This window comes from Rhizobium tumorigenes, assembly GCF_003240565.2.
GTDB classification, from domain to species: domain Bacteria; phylum Pseudomonadota; class Alphaproteobacteria; order Rhizobiales; family Rhizobiaceae; genus Rhizobium; species Rhizobium tumorigenes.
On the sequence record NZ_CP117255.1, the window covers coordinates 1,502,573 to 1,516,300 of the forward strand.

Genomic DNA, 13,728 nt, shown 5'->3' on the forward strand with positions numbered 1-13,728 from the left:
GCGCTAAAGAGACCCTTAAATCCCCTTCAGGTCAGGACTCTCCAGCGCTCATGACTCTCTCCAATACCATTCAGATTACCCCAGAACTCATCGCCGCCCACGGCCTCAAGCCGGACGAATATCAGCGCATTCTGGATCTGATCGGTCGGGAACCCAGCTATACCGAGCTCGGCATCTTCTCGGCCATGTGGAACGAGCATTGCTCCTACAAATCCTCGAAGAAATGGCTGCGTACCCTGCCGACGACAGGCGCCCGCGTTATCCAGGGCCCGGGCGAAAATGCCGGTGTCGTCGATATCGATGACGGCGACTGCGTCGTCTTCAAGATGGAGAGCCACAACCACCCGTCCTACATCGAGCCCTACCAGGGTGCAGCCACCGGCGTCGGCGGCATCCTGCGCGACGTCTTCACCATGGGTGCCCGGCCGATCGCGGCGATGAACGCGCTTCGCTTCGGCTCACCCGATCATGCCAAGACCCGTCACCTCGTCTCCGGCGTTGTTGCCGGCGTCGGCGGATACGGTAATGCCTTTGGCGTCCCCACAGTCGGCGGTGAGGTCGAGTTCGATTCCCGCTACAACGGCAACATCCTGGTCAACGCCTTTGCGGCAGGCCTGGCCAAGTCAAACGCCATCTTCCTGTCGGAAGCCAAGGGCGTCGGCCTTCCCGTCGTCTATCTCGGCGCCAAGACAGGCCGTGACGGCGTCGGCGGCGCAACGATGGCATCTGCCGAATTCGACGAGCAGATCGAGGAAAAGCGTCCGACCGTGCAGGTCGGCGACCCCTTCACCGAAAAATGCCTGCTGGAAGCCTGCCTCGAACTGATGCTGACCGGCGCGGTCATCGCCATCCAGGACATGGGCGCTGCCGGCCTGACATGCTCCGCGGTCGAGATGGGCGCCAAGGGCGACCTCGGCATCGAGCTCAATCTCGATCTGGTGCCGGTGCGCGAGGAGCGCATGACGGCCTATGAGATGATGCTGTCGGAAAGCCAGGAGCGCATGCTCATGGTGCTGCAGCCGGAAAAGGAAGACGAAGCCAAGGCGATCTTCGTCAAGTGGGGTCTCGACTTCGCCATCGTCGGCAATACCACGGACGACCTGCGCTTCCGCGTCCTTCATCAGGGCGACGAAGTCGCCAACCTGCCGATCAAGGATCTCGGCGACCAAGCGCCGGAATATGATCGCCCCTGGCGCGAATCCGACAAGCGCGCGCCCCTGCCCGCCAATCTCGTTGCAGCCCCTGAGGATTACGGCCAGGCGCTGCTATCGCTGGTCGGCTCCGCCAACCAGTCGAGCCGCCGCTGGGTCTACGAGCAGTACGATACGCTGATCCAGGGCAATTCGCTGCAGCTGCCCGGTGGCGACGCCGGTGTCGTGCGCGTCGATGGCCATCCAACCAAGGCGCTGGCCTTCTCCTCCGACGTCACGCCGCGCTATGTCGAGGCCGATCCGTTCGAAGGCGGCAAGCAGGCCGTTGCCGAATGCTGGCGCAATATCACGGCCACCGGTGCCGAGCCGCTTGCCTCCACTGATAACCTTAATTTCGGCAATCCGGAAAAGCCGGAGATCATGGGCCAGCTGGTCGGCGCCATCAGAGGCATCGGCGAAGCCTGCCGCGCGCTCGATTTCCCGATCGTCTCCGGCAATGTATCGCTCTACAACGAGACCAACGGCGTCGCCATCCTGCCGACCCCGACCATCGCCGGCGTTGGCTTGCTCCCCGACTGGAGCAAGATGGCCCGCATCGGCAGCGCTTCGGACGGCGATCACGTGCTGATGATCGGTGTCGACGGCAGCCATCTCGGCTCGACGATCTACATGCGCGACATTCTTGGCGACACCAGCGGCCCTGCGCCCGAGGTCGACCTGTTTGCCGAACGCCGCAACGGCGATTTCGTCCGCTCGGCCATCCGCAACGACCAGGTCACCGCCTGCCACGACATCTCCTCCGGCGGCCTCGTGCTGACACTTGCGGAAATGGCCATGGCCTCGGACAATGGCATGGAGATCACGCTCGGTGAATGCCGCGGCCAGCCGCATGCGCTGCTGTTCGGCGAGGACCAGGCCCGCTACGTCATCGCGGTAAAGCCTGAGATCGCCGATTTCGTCTGCATCAACGCCGAAAATGCCGGAGTGCCGTTCCGGCGTCTCGGCAAGGTCGCTGGCGAGGCCCTGGTGATCGACACGCTTCTGTCGGTGCCCGTCGAGCAGTTGCGTCATGCCCATGAATCGTGGTTTCCTGCCTTCATGGACGGCAGCGCCTTGGCCGCTGCCGAGTAAGGGGAGTAGACGACGATGGCCATGAAACCCGGCGATATCGAAGACATGATCAAGGCCGGCATTCCCGGCGCCACAGTGACGATCCGCGACCTCGCCGGCGACGGCGATCACTACGCGGCGGAGGTCGTCTCCGAGGCGTTCCGTGGCAAGACGCGCGTGCAGCAGCACAAGATGGTCTATGAAGCCCTTCAGGGAAACATGGGTGGCGTGCTGCACGCCCTGGCGCTGCAAACGTCCGTTCCGGAGTAACAAGAGTGCCGGTTCCTAGAGGACCGGCAGTTTCTTCTGCGTGAACTCGGTGAAATCGGAGGCCAGCAGCGGGCCGGCTGTCATCAGCGTAAAATCGAAGGGCGCCTTAATATCCGGCCCCAGCACGTATTGCCGGTGAACGCGCAGGAAATCGCGCTTGATCTTCCGGTAGTGGACATCGCTCAGCATCGTCTTGAAGCGCACAAAGATAATTTCCCCCTGCCTCTTCTCCGGATGACCGCAAAGCGCCACGACCTTCGTCTTGTAGAAATGGATGGCGTCGGTCAGGCAATGGACCTCGATCAAGGAGATCGCCGGACAATCCGCAATCAGCCCTACCCGCGCCCGCAAAACCTTTGCCGAGCGGAACAGCGCGCATTGCAGGATCGCGCTGCCAAGCGTCAGGAAGACTACACGCTTGCCTTCGAACAACGCCGGCTCCCGCTCGAGCAGGAGGCCTATCACATGCACTGCCACAGTCGAGCCCATGCTGTGCGACGAGATCACATATTCATCGGCAGGCTCGCGCAATGCCTCACGAACGCCTGCGGCGCAGCGCTCCAGCCAGGCTTCGGCATCGAGACCACGCAGCCCCGCCATCGCCACGGCCATCTCCCAGTCCGAAAACAGATGCAACGTATGCAGCCTGTCCCTGCGCGGTAGAAACACATACCGGAAAAGTATTGCAGCAAGGGGCACACTGAAAAGCAGGCTCCAGACACCCAACCCCAAATAATAGGGCGCCGCCGCTATCAGCAGGCCTGCGGCAAGTGCTGCAAGCACCAGCAGGAACGGAAAGACAAAAAACAATCCGAAACGCCAGGCATGACGAAAGTAGCCGCTCAATCCACCTCCGACGATGACGCGAAGCGCTGCGCGATAACCGAAGCCGAGGCGGGTGAGGAGGTTGCGGCCGTTGAGACGCGATACGAGGTCGTTGTGATCGAAAATGTGCACGCGGCTTTCGGTCTGCCAGGCACCGGCACTCGCACTGACATCGAAATAGGAGGTCGAACCAGTGCGCTTGAAATCGCCGATATCGGCAAGGTAACCCCAGACGTCCGCGCTTTGCTTTGCCGCGCGTGCGTAACGCGCCCTGTGGGCTGCAGCATCGAGCGGCTCGAAACCTGGAAAATGCAGGACGACCCGCTTCTGAACCTTTGTCATCGACGTCCATCAATGTCGCGGGAAGCGCGACGAATACAAGTTATCAGGGGACCCGGCAGGACTGGAAAACACGCCGCTTTGGCAAGGTGGTTTGCTAGCCGAAGTCGATCGATATTCATAGCCGCGATGTGTCGGCACGCATCATTTGGTCATATCCTGCCTTGTCCACCACACGCCAAAAAAAGCAATGCCGCACTATTGCGGCTGGAATTTGAGCGACCACATGCTATGTAAGACGAACAATCGACGATGCGGGCCTTGAACCCGCATGTGAAAGGATAATCTGATGAGCGGCATCAACGAATTGATCGACAATGAAGTGAAGAGCAGCGACGTCGTTCTGTTCATGAAAGGCACACCGCAGTTCCCGCAGTGTGGTTTCTCCGGAAAAGTGGTCCAGATACTGGATTACATCGGTGTCGACTACAAGGGCGTCAATGTCCTTGCCGACGCGGAAATCCGTCAGGGTATCAAGGACTATTCGAACTGGCCGACTATTCCCCAGCTCTACGTCAAGGGCGAATTCGTCGGCGGTTGCGACATCATCACAGAGATGTTCCAGGCCGGCGAACTGCAGCAGCATTTCCAGGAACAGGGCGTCCCCGTCCGCGTTGCCTGATCGGGTACCGGGCACCCGCCCGGTTTCCATTGTCCACTCCATCTGCTAGGCGCTGCCTCTTCGGCAGCGCCTTGGCACGTTTATGGGAATGAAATCGTGGCAAACACCTCCGAAGCCATGTCCACTGGCCGCGTGCCGATGGGCAAACGCGAGTTCATCGCTCTGGCTGCACTACTGATGGCTATGAACGCGCTGGCGATCGACATCATGCTGCCGGCCTTGCAGCAGATCGGCGCCAGCCTCGGCGTCGAGAATGAAAACCACCGGCAGTATATCGTTTCGGCCTACCTCATGGGCTTTGGTGGGGCGCAACTGGTGTACGGTCCGCTTTCGGACCGCTTCGGACGGCGCGTGCCATTGATTGCCGGCGTGGTCATCTACATCCTCTCGTCGCTCGGTATTGCCTTCATTCCCTCATTTTTCGGCCTGCTGGCACTGCGCTTCGTGCAGGGGCTTGGCGCTGCCGCCACGCGCGTCATCACCATTTCCATCGTCCGCGATATCTATGGCGGCAGGCAGATGGCCGAGGTCATGTCCCTGATCATGATGGTCTTCATGGTCGTGCCGGTCATTGCGCCAGGATCCGGCCAGATCATCATGCTGTTTGCCAGCTGGCACATGATCTTCGTGTTCATCGCCGCTATCGCATCCTGCGTGCTAGTCTGGGTCTATTTCCGCATGCCGGATACTCTGCATGCCGAAGACGTACGCCCGTTCACGTTGAAATCGATCCTTGCCGGCTTTGCCATCGTGCTCTCGAACCGTACTGCGCTCTGTTATACACTCGCCAGCACCTTCATCTTCGGCGCGCTGTTCGGCTTCATCAACTCCGCCCAGCAGATCTATGTCGGCATCTACAAGCTCGGCGTCTACGCGCCATTGGCCTTCGGGGGTGTCGCCCTGTTCATGGCGTCGGCATCCTTTGCAAACTCGCAACTGGTCGGGCGCTTCGGCATGCGACGCCTTTCGCACGGTTCGCTGATCAGCTTTTCCGTCATCACCTTCGTTTGGCTGATGGTGCAGCTGTCCTTTGGCGGGCCAATGCCCTTCCCGCTATTCATCGTCTTTTTCGCGCTGGTCATGTTCCAGTTCGGCCTGATCGGCTCGAACTTCAATGCGCTGGCCATGGAGCCGCTCGGTCACGTCGCCGGCACCGCATCGTCCGTCCTTGGCTTCATGAGCACGGTCGGCGGAGCATTGATCGGCGCGGCCATCGGCCAGTCCTTCGATGGTACGGCGACGCCGATGGTGGTTGGCTACTTCACCGTCTCGCTGGTGGCTCTCGGCTTCGTGCTCTATGCAGAACGCGGAAAGCTGTTCCGTCCACACAACGCACCAGTTGTGAACGATCCTTCCCTCGCCCACTGACAGGCTTCCCCATGACCCAGCCCATGCCATCCAACAACGTTGCCCCGGGAGGCTCTGAGCGCATCGGTCTTGGGCTGGTGGAATTCATCGTCACCATCGCCCTGATGACCGCCAGCGTTTCTCTGGCGATCGACAGCATGCTGCCGGCGCTGCCAAAGATCGGTGCAGCGCTCGGCGTGCCCACCGCCAATGACACGCAACTGGTGATCGGCGTCTTCTTTTTCGGCTTCGGTCTGGCGCAGCTTGTCTTCGGCAGCCTCTCCGACACCTATGGCCGTCGCAACATCCTCCTCGGTGGGCTGGTCTTCTACGTCATAACAATGTTCGCCGCAGCCTGGACCGACAGCTTCACGGTCCTCCTCGCGCTGCGTTTCGCGCAAGGCGTGGGTGCCGCCGCCGTCCGCATCACCACGATGGCCATGGTCCGCGATTGTTTCGGCGGCCGCGAGATGGCACGCGTCATGTCCTTCGTGATGATCGTGTTCATGATCGTCCCGATCGTCGCCCCGGCACTCGGCCAGCTGATCATCACCTATGCCACATGGCCCTGGATCTTCATCCTGCTCGGCAGTGCCGGCGCAGTGCTGCTCGTCTGGGCGTTTTTCCGGATGAACGAGTCCCTGCCCCTCACCGAGCGGCTGCCGCTGTCGACGCGCTCCGTGCTGTCAGGCTTCCACACCGTGCTCACCAACCGCATCACCTGCGGCTACATGCTCGGCATGACGCTGTTTACCGGTGTCATCTGCGCCTATGTCATGTCCGTGCAGCAGGTGTTCGGTGAAGTCTTCGGTCTCGGAGACTGGTTGCCACTGGCGTTTGCCGCAAGCGCTGGCGGCATTGCCATCGCCAATTTCGCCAATGGCTTTTTCGTCCGCCGTTTCGGGATGCGCCGCATTTCCCATGCAGCGATGATCCTATTCACGATCATTGCCGTTTGCGGTTTTGTATTCGCGCTGGCGATGCCACCGAGCTTCATCGTCACCTACCTGCTGATTTCGTCGCTGCTGGTGATGTTCGCCGTTATCGCCACCAATTTCACAGCAATTTGCCTGGAGCCCATGGGCCATCTCGCGGGCACTGCCACCTCGATCACCGGCTTCGTCTCGACGACCGGCGGCGCGCTGGTCGGCGGTGCGGTCGGCCAACTGTTCGACGGCACGACGCGGCCGCTGTTTGCAGGATTTGCAATCTTCGGCGCGCTGACGATCGCAGCCGTCCTCTGGGCGGAGAACGGCAAGCTGTTTTCCCATCCGGGCGACGATCCTGTCCTCGACCCCGGCGCCATGCACGGCTGAGACGCTCGCCTCAGAGCGTGAATACCTCGCGGCGCAGCGTCTCCCAGGATGCCTTGTCAGGCGTGATCAGCAGCCCGCCGTCTGAGTGGTGCGGCAGGTAGCGCGATCCATCGAAGCGCGCCGCATAGGCTCCGGCTTCCTCGCAGATCAGCACGCCGGCCAGATGGTCCCAAGGCAAGATCTTGTTGTACATCAGGTAATGTACGTGGCCGCCGGCAAAGGTGCGGTACTCGTGGGCAGCGCAACGGTAGTTGGCGGCGAACCGGACCTTGGCGAGATTGCCCATAACCTCGGCGCGCTTGCTCTTGTCGATAAAGCCCGTCGAGGCAAAGCCGGTCATCTGCTCCAGCGGCACTGGCGCTGCCACAGACAGGCGCTCTGCCTCGCCGCCCGGCCTTCGGAGCCAAGCGCCGCCACCTTTTTCCGCCATGACCCAGTCGTCGCCCATTGGGTCGAAGATAATACCGGCGATGGTTTCACCTCGCACCACCACCGACGCCATGACGCCGAAGGCGGGCACGCCTGCGGCAAAGTTGAAGGTACCGTCGACCGGATCGACGATGATGGCGAGATCCGCACCCTCGAGCTTGGCAAGAAGGTCCGGATCGGCTGCGACCGATTCCTCGCCGATGAAGACCGCCTCCGGCCAGAGCTTTTCAACCTCGGCCTTGATCATCCGCTCAGCCTGTTCGTCGGCCTCGGTGACCAAATCGATTGCCTCCGACTTGATGCGGATATCGCCAGCACCGAGACGGCGAAAGCGCGGCAGGATTTCAACCTGCGCCGCGTCCCGCAGCAGGTTGGCAAGAACGGTGATGTCGACGGTCGCGGTCATGGCAGTATTCCTCGATTGATATTAGAGACCGATGATATCCCGGCGAACGGCCTCCCAGCTCTCCCGGTCGGCAGCGGCAATGATGCCACCGGTCATTTCACCCGGTGGATGGGCAGACCCGTCAAAGCGGGCGCTGTAGCCGCCAGCCTCGCGATGGATCAGCAGCCCGGCCAGATGATCCCAGGGATTGAGCTTCTCATGGGCCACGAAATCGATCTTGCCTGACGACAGCATCCAGTACTCATGGGCCGAGCAGTTGTAGTAGAAGCTCATCCGTATCTTGGCCATGTTGCCGGCAATCCGCGAACGTTCCGGCTCGCCCATATGCGCCCAGGCGACGATACCGGTCATGGAGGAAACGGGCTTCCGCGCAGCGACCTGCAGGCGCTGGGAACTGCCGTCGCGGCGCGTCATAGTGGCGCCACCACCGGCGACCGCAGTGATCGTGTCCCCGAGAACGGGGTCGTGGATAATGCCCGCCACCGTCTCGCCATTGGCGACGACGGCAAGGATGGTGCCGAACATCGGCAGGCCGGCAGCAAAGTTGAAAGTGCCGTCGACGGGATCGATGACGAAGGCAAGTTCCGCGCGGTTCAGCGCAGGCACCACCGAGCGATCGGTATCGTATGCCTCTTCGCCGACGATGAGCGCTTGCGGGAAACGCTGGCGCAGGGCTTTCGTGATCCGCTCCTCGGACAGCAGATCCGCCTGCGTCACGAGGTCGATGGACGATGTCTTCTCGGCGATGTCGGCGATCTGAAGATTGCGGAAACGCGGCATGATTTCCGCTTCGCCAGCCTGCCTGACCTGTTCGACCAGGAAAGCGATGTCATTGTCGTTAATGGCCATAAAACCCGATCCTTCACAATCTGCTGCGCTGCGGCATAACCGCTATCTCACGACCGTTTTGTGACAACAAGACCGGAAAAATCGAACAGGGCGGGATCGAGCAGATGCGACGGGTTCACATGCGCCAGGGCGCGTAGCATCGTGTCCTTGCGGCCGGGCATGCGGCGTTCGATATCGGCGAGCATATCCTTCATGGCATTGCGCTGAAGGCCATCTTGCGAGCCGCAGAGATCGCAGGGAATGATCGGGAACTCCATGGCGGCTGCAAACTTCGCAAGATCGTCCTCGGCGGCATAGGCAAGCGGACGGAGCACCATCAGGTCGCCTTCGTCATTAAGCAGCTTTGCCGGCATCGATGCCAACCGACCGCCATGAAAGAAGTTCATGAAGAAGGTCTCGAGGATGTCTTCCCGGTGATGCCCGAGCACCAGCGCCTCGCAACCCTCCTCGCGAGCGATGCGATAGAGATTGCCGCGCCGCAGCCGCGAGCAGAGCGAACAGTATGTGCCGCCGGCCGGCACTTTTTCCTTCACGATGGAATAGGTATCGCGATACTCGATCCGGTGCGGCACGCCGACCTTCGTCAGGTACTCCGGCAGCACGTGCTTGGGAAAATTCGGCTGGCCCTGGTCGAGATTGCAGGCGATGAGGTCTACCGGCAGCAGCCCGCGCCATTTCAGGTCGAGCAACAGCGACAGCAGGCCATAGGAATCCTTGCCACCTGAGACACCAACCAGCCAGCGCTTCTGACCCTTCAGCATGTCGAAATCGTCGAATGCCTGGCGCACTTGGCGCAACAGGCGCTTGCGCAGCTTGTTGAAGGACACGGAGCGGGGAGCATCGGCGAATAGCGGATGCGCGCCGGCGGCATCCTCGATGTCGGCTTGGATTTCGTCGATCACGGGCATCGCTAGGTTCATATCACCATTCCATCCAGGGTCGGCTGCCCTTGCCTCAGGCCATAGCAGAACGGCCCGCCGAAGACACGCCCATCAATCGCCAAATACCGACCAACCGGTGCGCGCCGCCAGCATTTCGAGCGCCACCGCGCCCAACTGCGAGTTGCCGACCTTGTTCAGCCCCGGCGACCAGACGGCAATGGAGGCGACCCCGGGCGCAATTGCCAGGATACCGCCGCCGACGCCGCTCTTGCCGGGCAGGCCGACGTGATAGGCAAAGTCACCGGATCCATCGTAATGGCCGCACATCAGCATCAGCGCATTGATGCGCCGCGCCCGCTTCGGCGACACGACGGAATGGCCGGTGACCGGGTTGCTGCCGCGCGCGGCGAGATAGAGCCCCGCCTTCGACAGCTGGCTGCAGCTCATGGCCAGTGCGCACTGGTGAAAATAGACGCCCAGTACATGCTCGACCGGATTTGCGATGTTGTGGTAGGCCCGCATGAAATTGGTCAGAGCAAAGTTCCGAAAACCGGTCTGCGCCTCGGAGCGGGCGACGCGCTCGTCGATGAGAATCGATTCGTCATCGGCCAGGTACCGCATGAACCGCAGGAACTCGCCGATCACTTCCTTTGGTGCATGGCCGGACAGAACGACATCGGTAACCGCAATGGCGCCGGCATTGATAAAGGGGTTGCGCGGAATGCCGGCTTCCTGCTCGAGCTGGACGATGGAATTGAAGGCCGAACCCGATGGCTCGCGACCCACCCGCTTCCACAGCTGCTCGCCGATCTTGCCGAGTGCCAGCGTCAGCATGAAGACTTTCGAGATACTCTGGATAGAGAACGACATTTCGGCATCGCCGACGCGATAGACGTGGCCATCGACGGTGGTGATCGCCATGCCGAACTGGCGGACGTCGACCTTGGCAAGCTCGGGGATATAGTCAGCAACCTTGCCCTCGCCGAGCCGTGGCAGCAGGTCGGCATGAATGCTGTCGAGGATCGCCTGCACGTCGGTCATCGTCGCCTCCAAATAGAAAAAAGCCGCCCCGAGGAGCGGCTTTCCAATAGTATGATAATCGCGTCGATTAACGCGAGTAGAATTCGACGACCAGCTGCGGTTCCATGACGACTGCGTAAGGAACGTCGGTCAGGGTCGGCACGCGGACGAAAGTCGCAACCATCTTGTTGTGATCGACTTCGATGTAGTCAGGAACATCGCGCTCAGCGAGGCCAACGGCTTCGAGAACGATGACCAGCTGCTTCGACTTCTGACGCACTTCGATAACGTCGCCGGCCTTGCAACGGTAGGAACCGATGTTGACGCGGACGCCGTTGACCGTGACGTGGCCGTGGTTGACGAACTGACGGGCAGCAAAGACCGTCGGAACGAACTTGGCGCGATAGACGATCGCATCCAAACGCGATTCCAGCAGGCCGATCAGGTTTTCAGACGTATCGCCCTTGCGGCGGTCGGCTTCGGCGAAGATGGCGCGGAACTGCTTTTCGCGCAGGTCGCCGTAGTAGCCCTTGAGCTTCTGCTTGGCGCGCAGCTGAACGCCGAAATCCGAAAGCTTGCCCTTGCGGCGCTGACCGTGCTGGCCAGGACCGTATTCGCGACGGTTGACCGGCGACTTCGGGCGGCCCCAGATGTTCTCGCCCATACGGCGATCGATTTTATACTTGGATGATGCGCGCTTGCTCATCGTATTTCCCTATCAAGATGTTCGACCGGTTTGTTGCCAAACCAGATCAAGGAAACACGCCCTCCTCTGAACCCGGTTTTTAAGGGTTCCGACAGGTTCCTCACATTCGCGAACGGAGGAGCCACGGGACATGTCAAATGAAACACCGGACATTTCTGCCCGGCGTTGGGCGCTGTTTAGGCAGAAGTCATCGAATTGTCAACAACGGATGCCGCTGGGAAACGTCTGTACCGGCGAAACCGGCATTCAGCCACAAAGGTCGGCTGGAATCACTCGGCGGCCGTCTGTGTCACGCTGACATCATCGACGGCATTGGCGTCACCCGGCGCCGTCTGGCAATCGATATCGGGAAAAGCCACGACTCGCCTGCCGGAAAAATCGGTGTGCACGACGACGCTGCCCTGTTCCTCGAAATAGCTGAGCAGGCGTCGGGCGCGTCGGGCGGAGTGCGTGCCGTAGGCGCGGGCGATACGCGCATCCGACGGACACGGCTCGCCGCAGATGGCAGCCTTGGCGAGCATCAGGAACACGCCCTGAAGATCGTCGGTGACGCCCTTCGACAGCGTCATCGCCGTTGCCCAGTTTTCGGTCTCTGCAGTCACCGGATCGACGCCGGAGCGCGAGATCGCAACCCGATGGCGGAAATCCGGCATCGACAGCGGCGGCCCTGGAATGCGACGCATGCGCACCCGCACCAGGAACTCCTGGTAGAGCACGGAATCGGTCCGGAAGCCGGAGGCGGGATCGTCGAGGATTTCGGCCAGCACGGCGGCCAGCCGCGCCTGCCGCTCCTCGGGGCTCACATCCGCCTGCTTCGGCCGGGCATCCTCGATCGGCGCCATTGCTGGCGGCACGAATCGTGAAAGCTCAGCCAGGATATCCGTCGTCGGCCGGGGCGTCGGTGCTCGGCGCACGGCAGCGCGCTGGAATTCCTGCGGATCGGGCGTGAAGATCAGGTCTTCGACATCCATCGGCGCATCCGGCAGCGGCATCAGCTTCGGGCTCGACGAGCGCGCCGAGGTTTCCACGGTACCGATGGTGATCGGCAGCGGCCGGCGCGACAGGGCCGGACCAAGGGCTACGAAATGCCCGCGCTGCAGATCGCGGAACATCTCCGCCTGGCGCCGGTCCATGCCGAGCAGGTCGGCAGCACGCGCCATGTCGATATCGAGGAAGGTGCGGCCCATCAGGAAGTTCGAGGCTTCGGCGGCGACGTTCTTGGCAAGCTTTGCCAGCCGCTGCGTGGCAATGACGCCGGCGAGCCCGCGCTTGCGGCCGCGGCACATCAGGTTGGTCATCGCGCCGAGCGACATCTTGCGGGCATCGTCCGAGACTTCGCCGGCAACGGCCGGCGCGAACATCTGCGCCTCGTCGACGACCACGAGCACCGGATACCAGTATTCGCGGTCGGCATCGAACATGCCGTTCAAAAAGGCGGCGGCGGCGCGCATCTGCTGCTCGACATCGAGCCCCTCGAGCGTCAGCACGCAGGAGACACGGTGCTGCCGGATGCGCGTCGCAATGCCCGTCAGTTCCGCCTCGCTGCGCTCGCCATCGACGATCACATGGCCGAACTTGTCGGCGAGCGTAACGAAATCGCCCTCGGGATCGATGATGCATTGCTGCACCCATTGCGCCGATTGCTCCAGCAGGCGCCGGAGAAGATGGGATTTACCGGAGCCGGAATTGCCCTGCACCAGGAGGCGCGTCGCCAGCAGCTCCTCGATATCGAGCTGGGCGCTGGTCCCGCCGGACGCCGTCCCCATGTCGATGCCGACCTGCAATGCACTACCTCGTTCAGTCTAGACTCAGGAAATGTGAAGCTGCCATTGTTCAGCAACGGCGCGCCTCCGTCTATCAGAGAATTCCGCGGCATTCGCCGCCGCGTTTGGGAAACCCACAAGGGATTTTCAAAGCACATGCTGGCGCGTGACGACAGGCGGTTCAGTGCGGACCACAGCCTCTCAGTCGGTCTTGTCGTCCAATGGCCTCACCGCTGGATGATCGCGCTTCAGGGCTTGCGCGAGATCGTAATTGCATTGAAGCCCCAGCCAGAAGCGCGCCTTGCTGACGCCGGCCATTTCCAGCCGGACTGCGAGATCCGGGCTTATAGCTGCCCGGCCATTCAGAACGCGCGACAACGATACGCGTGAAATCTTCAGGCGCTCGGCGGCCTCGGTAACGGCAAGTCCCAATGGCAGCAGCACATCCTGCCGCAACAATTCTCCGGGATGAGGAGGAGATTTCATCATGTCAGGCACCTCTCAATGATGGTCGAGATAATGGACCAGTTCGACATCGGCATCGATGAAGCGAAATGTAATCCGCCAATTTCCGTTGACCCAGATGGACCAGAAACCGTTCAGCTTGCCCTTGAGAGGATGCAGCTTAAACGAAGGCAGGTAGAGTTCATCAGGCGTTGGAGCGATATCGAGGGCATCAAGAATGCCCACCAGC

Annotated in this window: 14 protein-coding genes; 5 read left to right on the top strand and 9 right to left on the bottom strand. The window is 61.4% G+C overall.

The features are described from left to right. Positions 1–50: 50 nt before the first annotated feature. Both purL and PR017_RS07530 read left to right on the top strand, forming a co-directional pair. Complete coding sequence (purL, locus tag PR017_RS07525) at positions 51–2,282, top strand: phosphoribosylformylglycinamidine synthase subunit PurL (RefSeq protein WP_111221883.1); 2,232 nt, start codon at positions 51–53, stop codon at positions 2,280–2,282. Positions 2,283–2,297: 15 nt separating this feature from the next. Beyond that, complete coding sequence (locus PR017_RS07530; protein WP_111221882.1) at positions 2,298–2,531, top strand: BolA/IbaG family iron-sulfur metabolism protein; 234 nt, start codon at positions 2,298–2,300, stop codon at positions 2,529–2,531. A 15-nt stretch (positions 2,532–2,546) separates the two neighbouring features. Here the strand turns inward: PR017_RS07530 and PR017_RS07535 are convergent, their stop codons facing one another. Further along, positions 2,547–3,698: a hypothetical protein gene (locus tag PR017_RS07535; RefSeq protein ID WP_111221881.1), complete on the bottom strand. Its 1,152-nt coding sequence runs from the start codon at positions 3,696–3,698 to the stop codon at positions 2,547–2,549. A gap of 286 nt (positions 3,699–3,984) precedes the next feature. Here PR017_RS07535 and grxD point away from each other — a divergent pair, with 286 nt between their 5' ends. From grxD to PR017_RS07550, 3 genes are all read left to right on the top strand, one after another. After that, positions 3,985–4,317 carry a Grx4 family monothiol glutaredoxin gene (gene grxD / locus PR017_RS07540; RefSeq protein ID WP_111221880.1) on the top strand — a complete coding sequence of 111 codons (333 nt, stop codon included), beginning with the start codon at positions 3,985–3,987 and terminating at the stop codon, positions 4,315–4,317. A 138-nt stretch (positions 4,318–4,455) separates the two neighbouring features. Continuing rightward, positions 4,456–5,685 carry a multidrug effflux MFS transporter gene (locus PR017_RS07545; protein ID WP_111221992.1) on the top strand — a complete coding sequence of 410 codons (1,230 nt, stop codon included), beginning with the start codon at positions 4,456–4,458 and terminating at the stop codon, positions 5,683–5,685. 11 nt (positions 5,686–5,696) lie between these two features. After that, on the top strand, positions 5,697–6,980 hold the full coding sequence (locus PR017_RS07550) for a multidrug effflux MFS transporter (protein WP_111221879.1): 1,284 nt from the start codon (positions 5,697–5,699) through the stop codon (positions 6,978–6,980). 10 nt (positions 6,981–6,990) lie between these two features. On the opposite strand, the gene PR017_RS07555 is transcribed toward PR017_RS07550, so the two are convergent. From PR017_RS07555 to PR017_RS07590, 8 genes are all read right to left on the bottom strand, one after another. Then, complete coding sequence (locus tag PR017_RS07555; protein ID WP_111221878.1) at positions 6,991–7,815, bottom strand: inositol monophosphatase family protein; 825 nt, start codon at positions 7,813–7,815, stop codon at positions 6,991–6,993. A 21-nt stretch (positions 7,816–7,836) separates the two neighbouring features. Further along, positions 7,837–8,664 (bottom strand): inositol monophosphatase family protein, encoded by an 828-nt coding sequence (locus PR017_RS07560; protein WP_111221877.1) that lies wholly within the window; start codon positions 8,662–8,664, stop codon positions 7,837–7,839. A 47-nt stretch (positions 8,665–8,711) separates the two neighbouring features. Next, entirely contained in the window at positions 8,712–9,572 is an 861-nt protein-coding gene (ttcA, locus tag PR017_RS07565; protein ID WP_425070037.1) for a tRNA 2-thiocytidine(32) synthetase TtcA, read from the bottom strand. 84 nt (positions 9,573–9,656) lie between these two features. Continuing rightward, entirely contained in the window at positions 9,657–10,586 is a 930-nt protein-coding gene (locus PR017_RS07570; RefSeq protein ID WP_111221991.1) for a glutaminase, read from the bottom strand. A 67-nt stretch (positions 10,587–10,653) separates the two neighbouring features. After that, positions 10,654–11,271 carry a 30S ribosomal protein S4 gene (rpsD, locus tag PR017_RS07575; protein WP_111221875.1) on the bottom strand — a complete coding sequence of 206 codons (618 nt, stop codon included), beginning with the start codon at positions 11,269–11,271 and terminating at the stop codon, positions 10,654–10,656. A gap of 269 nt (positions 11,272–11,540) precedes the next feature. Continuing rightward, on the bottom strand, positions 11,541–13,055 hold the full coding sequence (locus PR017_RS07580; protein WP_111221874.1) for a helicase HerA domain-containing protein: 1,515 nt from the start codon (positions 13,053–13,055) through the stop codon (positions 11,541–11,543). A 180-nt stretch (positions 13,056–13,235) separates the two neighbouring features. Then, positions 13,236–13,523 (bottom strand): HigA family addiction module antitoxin, encoded by a 288-nt coding sequence (locus PR017_RS07585; protein ID WP_111221873.1) that lies wholly within the window; start codon positions 13,521–13,523, stop codon positions 13,236–13,238. 12 nt (positions 13,524–13,535) lie between these two features. Then, entirely contained in the window at positions 13,536–13,724 is a 189-nt protein-coding gene (locus tag PR017_RS07590; protein ID WP_240539105.1) for a type II toxin-antitoxin system RelE/ParE family toxin, read from the bottom strand. Between the last annotated feature and the right edge of the window lie 4 nt (positions 13,725–13,728).

What these genes read in the sequence shown, in the direction of transcription:
- purL (WP_111221883.1), top strand. Translation starts at nt 51, where the DNA reads ATGACTCTCTCCAATACCATTCAGATTACCCCAGAACTCATCGCCGCC.
- PR017_RS07530 (WP_111221882.1), top strand. Translation starts at nt 2,298, where the DNA reads ATGGCCATGAAACCCGGCGATATCGAAGACATGATCAAGGCCGGCATT.
- PR017_RS07535 (WP_111221881.1), bottom strand. Translation starts at nt 3,698, where the DNA reads ATGACAAAGGTTCAGAAGCGGGTCGTCCTGCATTTTCCAGGTTTCGAG.
- grxD (WP_111221880.1), top strand. Translation starts at nt 3,985, where the DNA reads ATGAGCGGCATCAACGAATTGATCGACAATGAAGTGAAGAGCAGCGAC.
- PR017_RS07545 (WP_111221992.1), top strand. Translation starts at nt 4,456, where the DNA reads ATGGGCAAACGCGAGTTCATCGCTCTGGCTGCACTACTGATGGCTATG.
- PR017_RS07550 (WP_111221879.1), top strand. Translation starts at nt 5,697, where the DNA reads ATGACCCAGCCCATGCCATCCAACAACGTTGCCCCGGGAGGCTCTGAG.
- PR017_RS07555 (WP_111221878.1), bottom strand. Translation starts at nt 7,815, where the DNA reads ATGACCGCGACCGTCGACATCACCGTTCTTGCCAACCTGCTGCGGGAC.
- PR017_RS07560 (WP_111221877.1), bottom strand. Translation starts at nt 8,664, where the DNA reads ATGGCCATTAACGACAATGACATCGCTTTCCTGGTCGAACAGGTCAGG.
- ttcA (WP_425070037.1), bottom strand. Translation starts at nt 9,572, where the DNA reads ATGCCCGTGATCGACGAAATCCAAGCCGACATCGAGGATGCCGCCGGC.
- PR017_RS07570 (WP_111221991.1), bottom strand. Translation starts at nt 10,586, where the DNA reads ATGACCGACGTGCAGGCGATCCTCGACAGCATTCATGCCGACCTGCTG.
- rpsD (WP_111221875.1), bottom strand. Translation starts at nt 11,271, where the DNA reads ATGAGCAAGCGCGCATCATCCAAGTATAAAATCGATCGCCGTATGGGC.
- PR017_RS07585 (WP_111221873.1), bottom strand. Translation starts at nt 13,523, where the DNA reads ATGATGAAATCTCCTCCTCATCCCGGAGAATTGTTGCGGCAGGATGTG.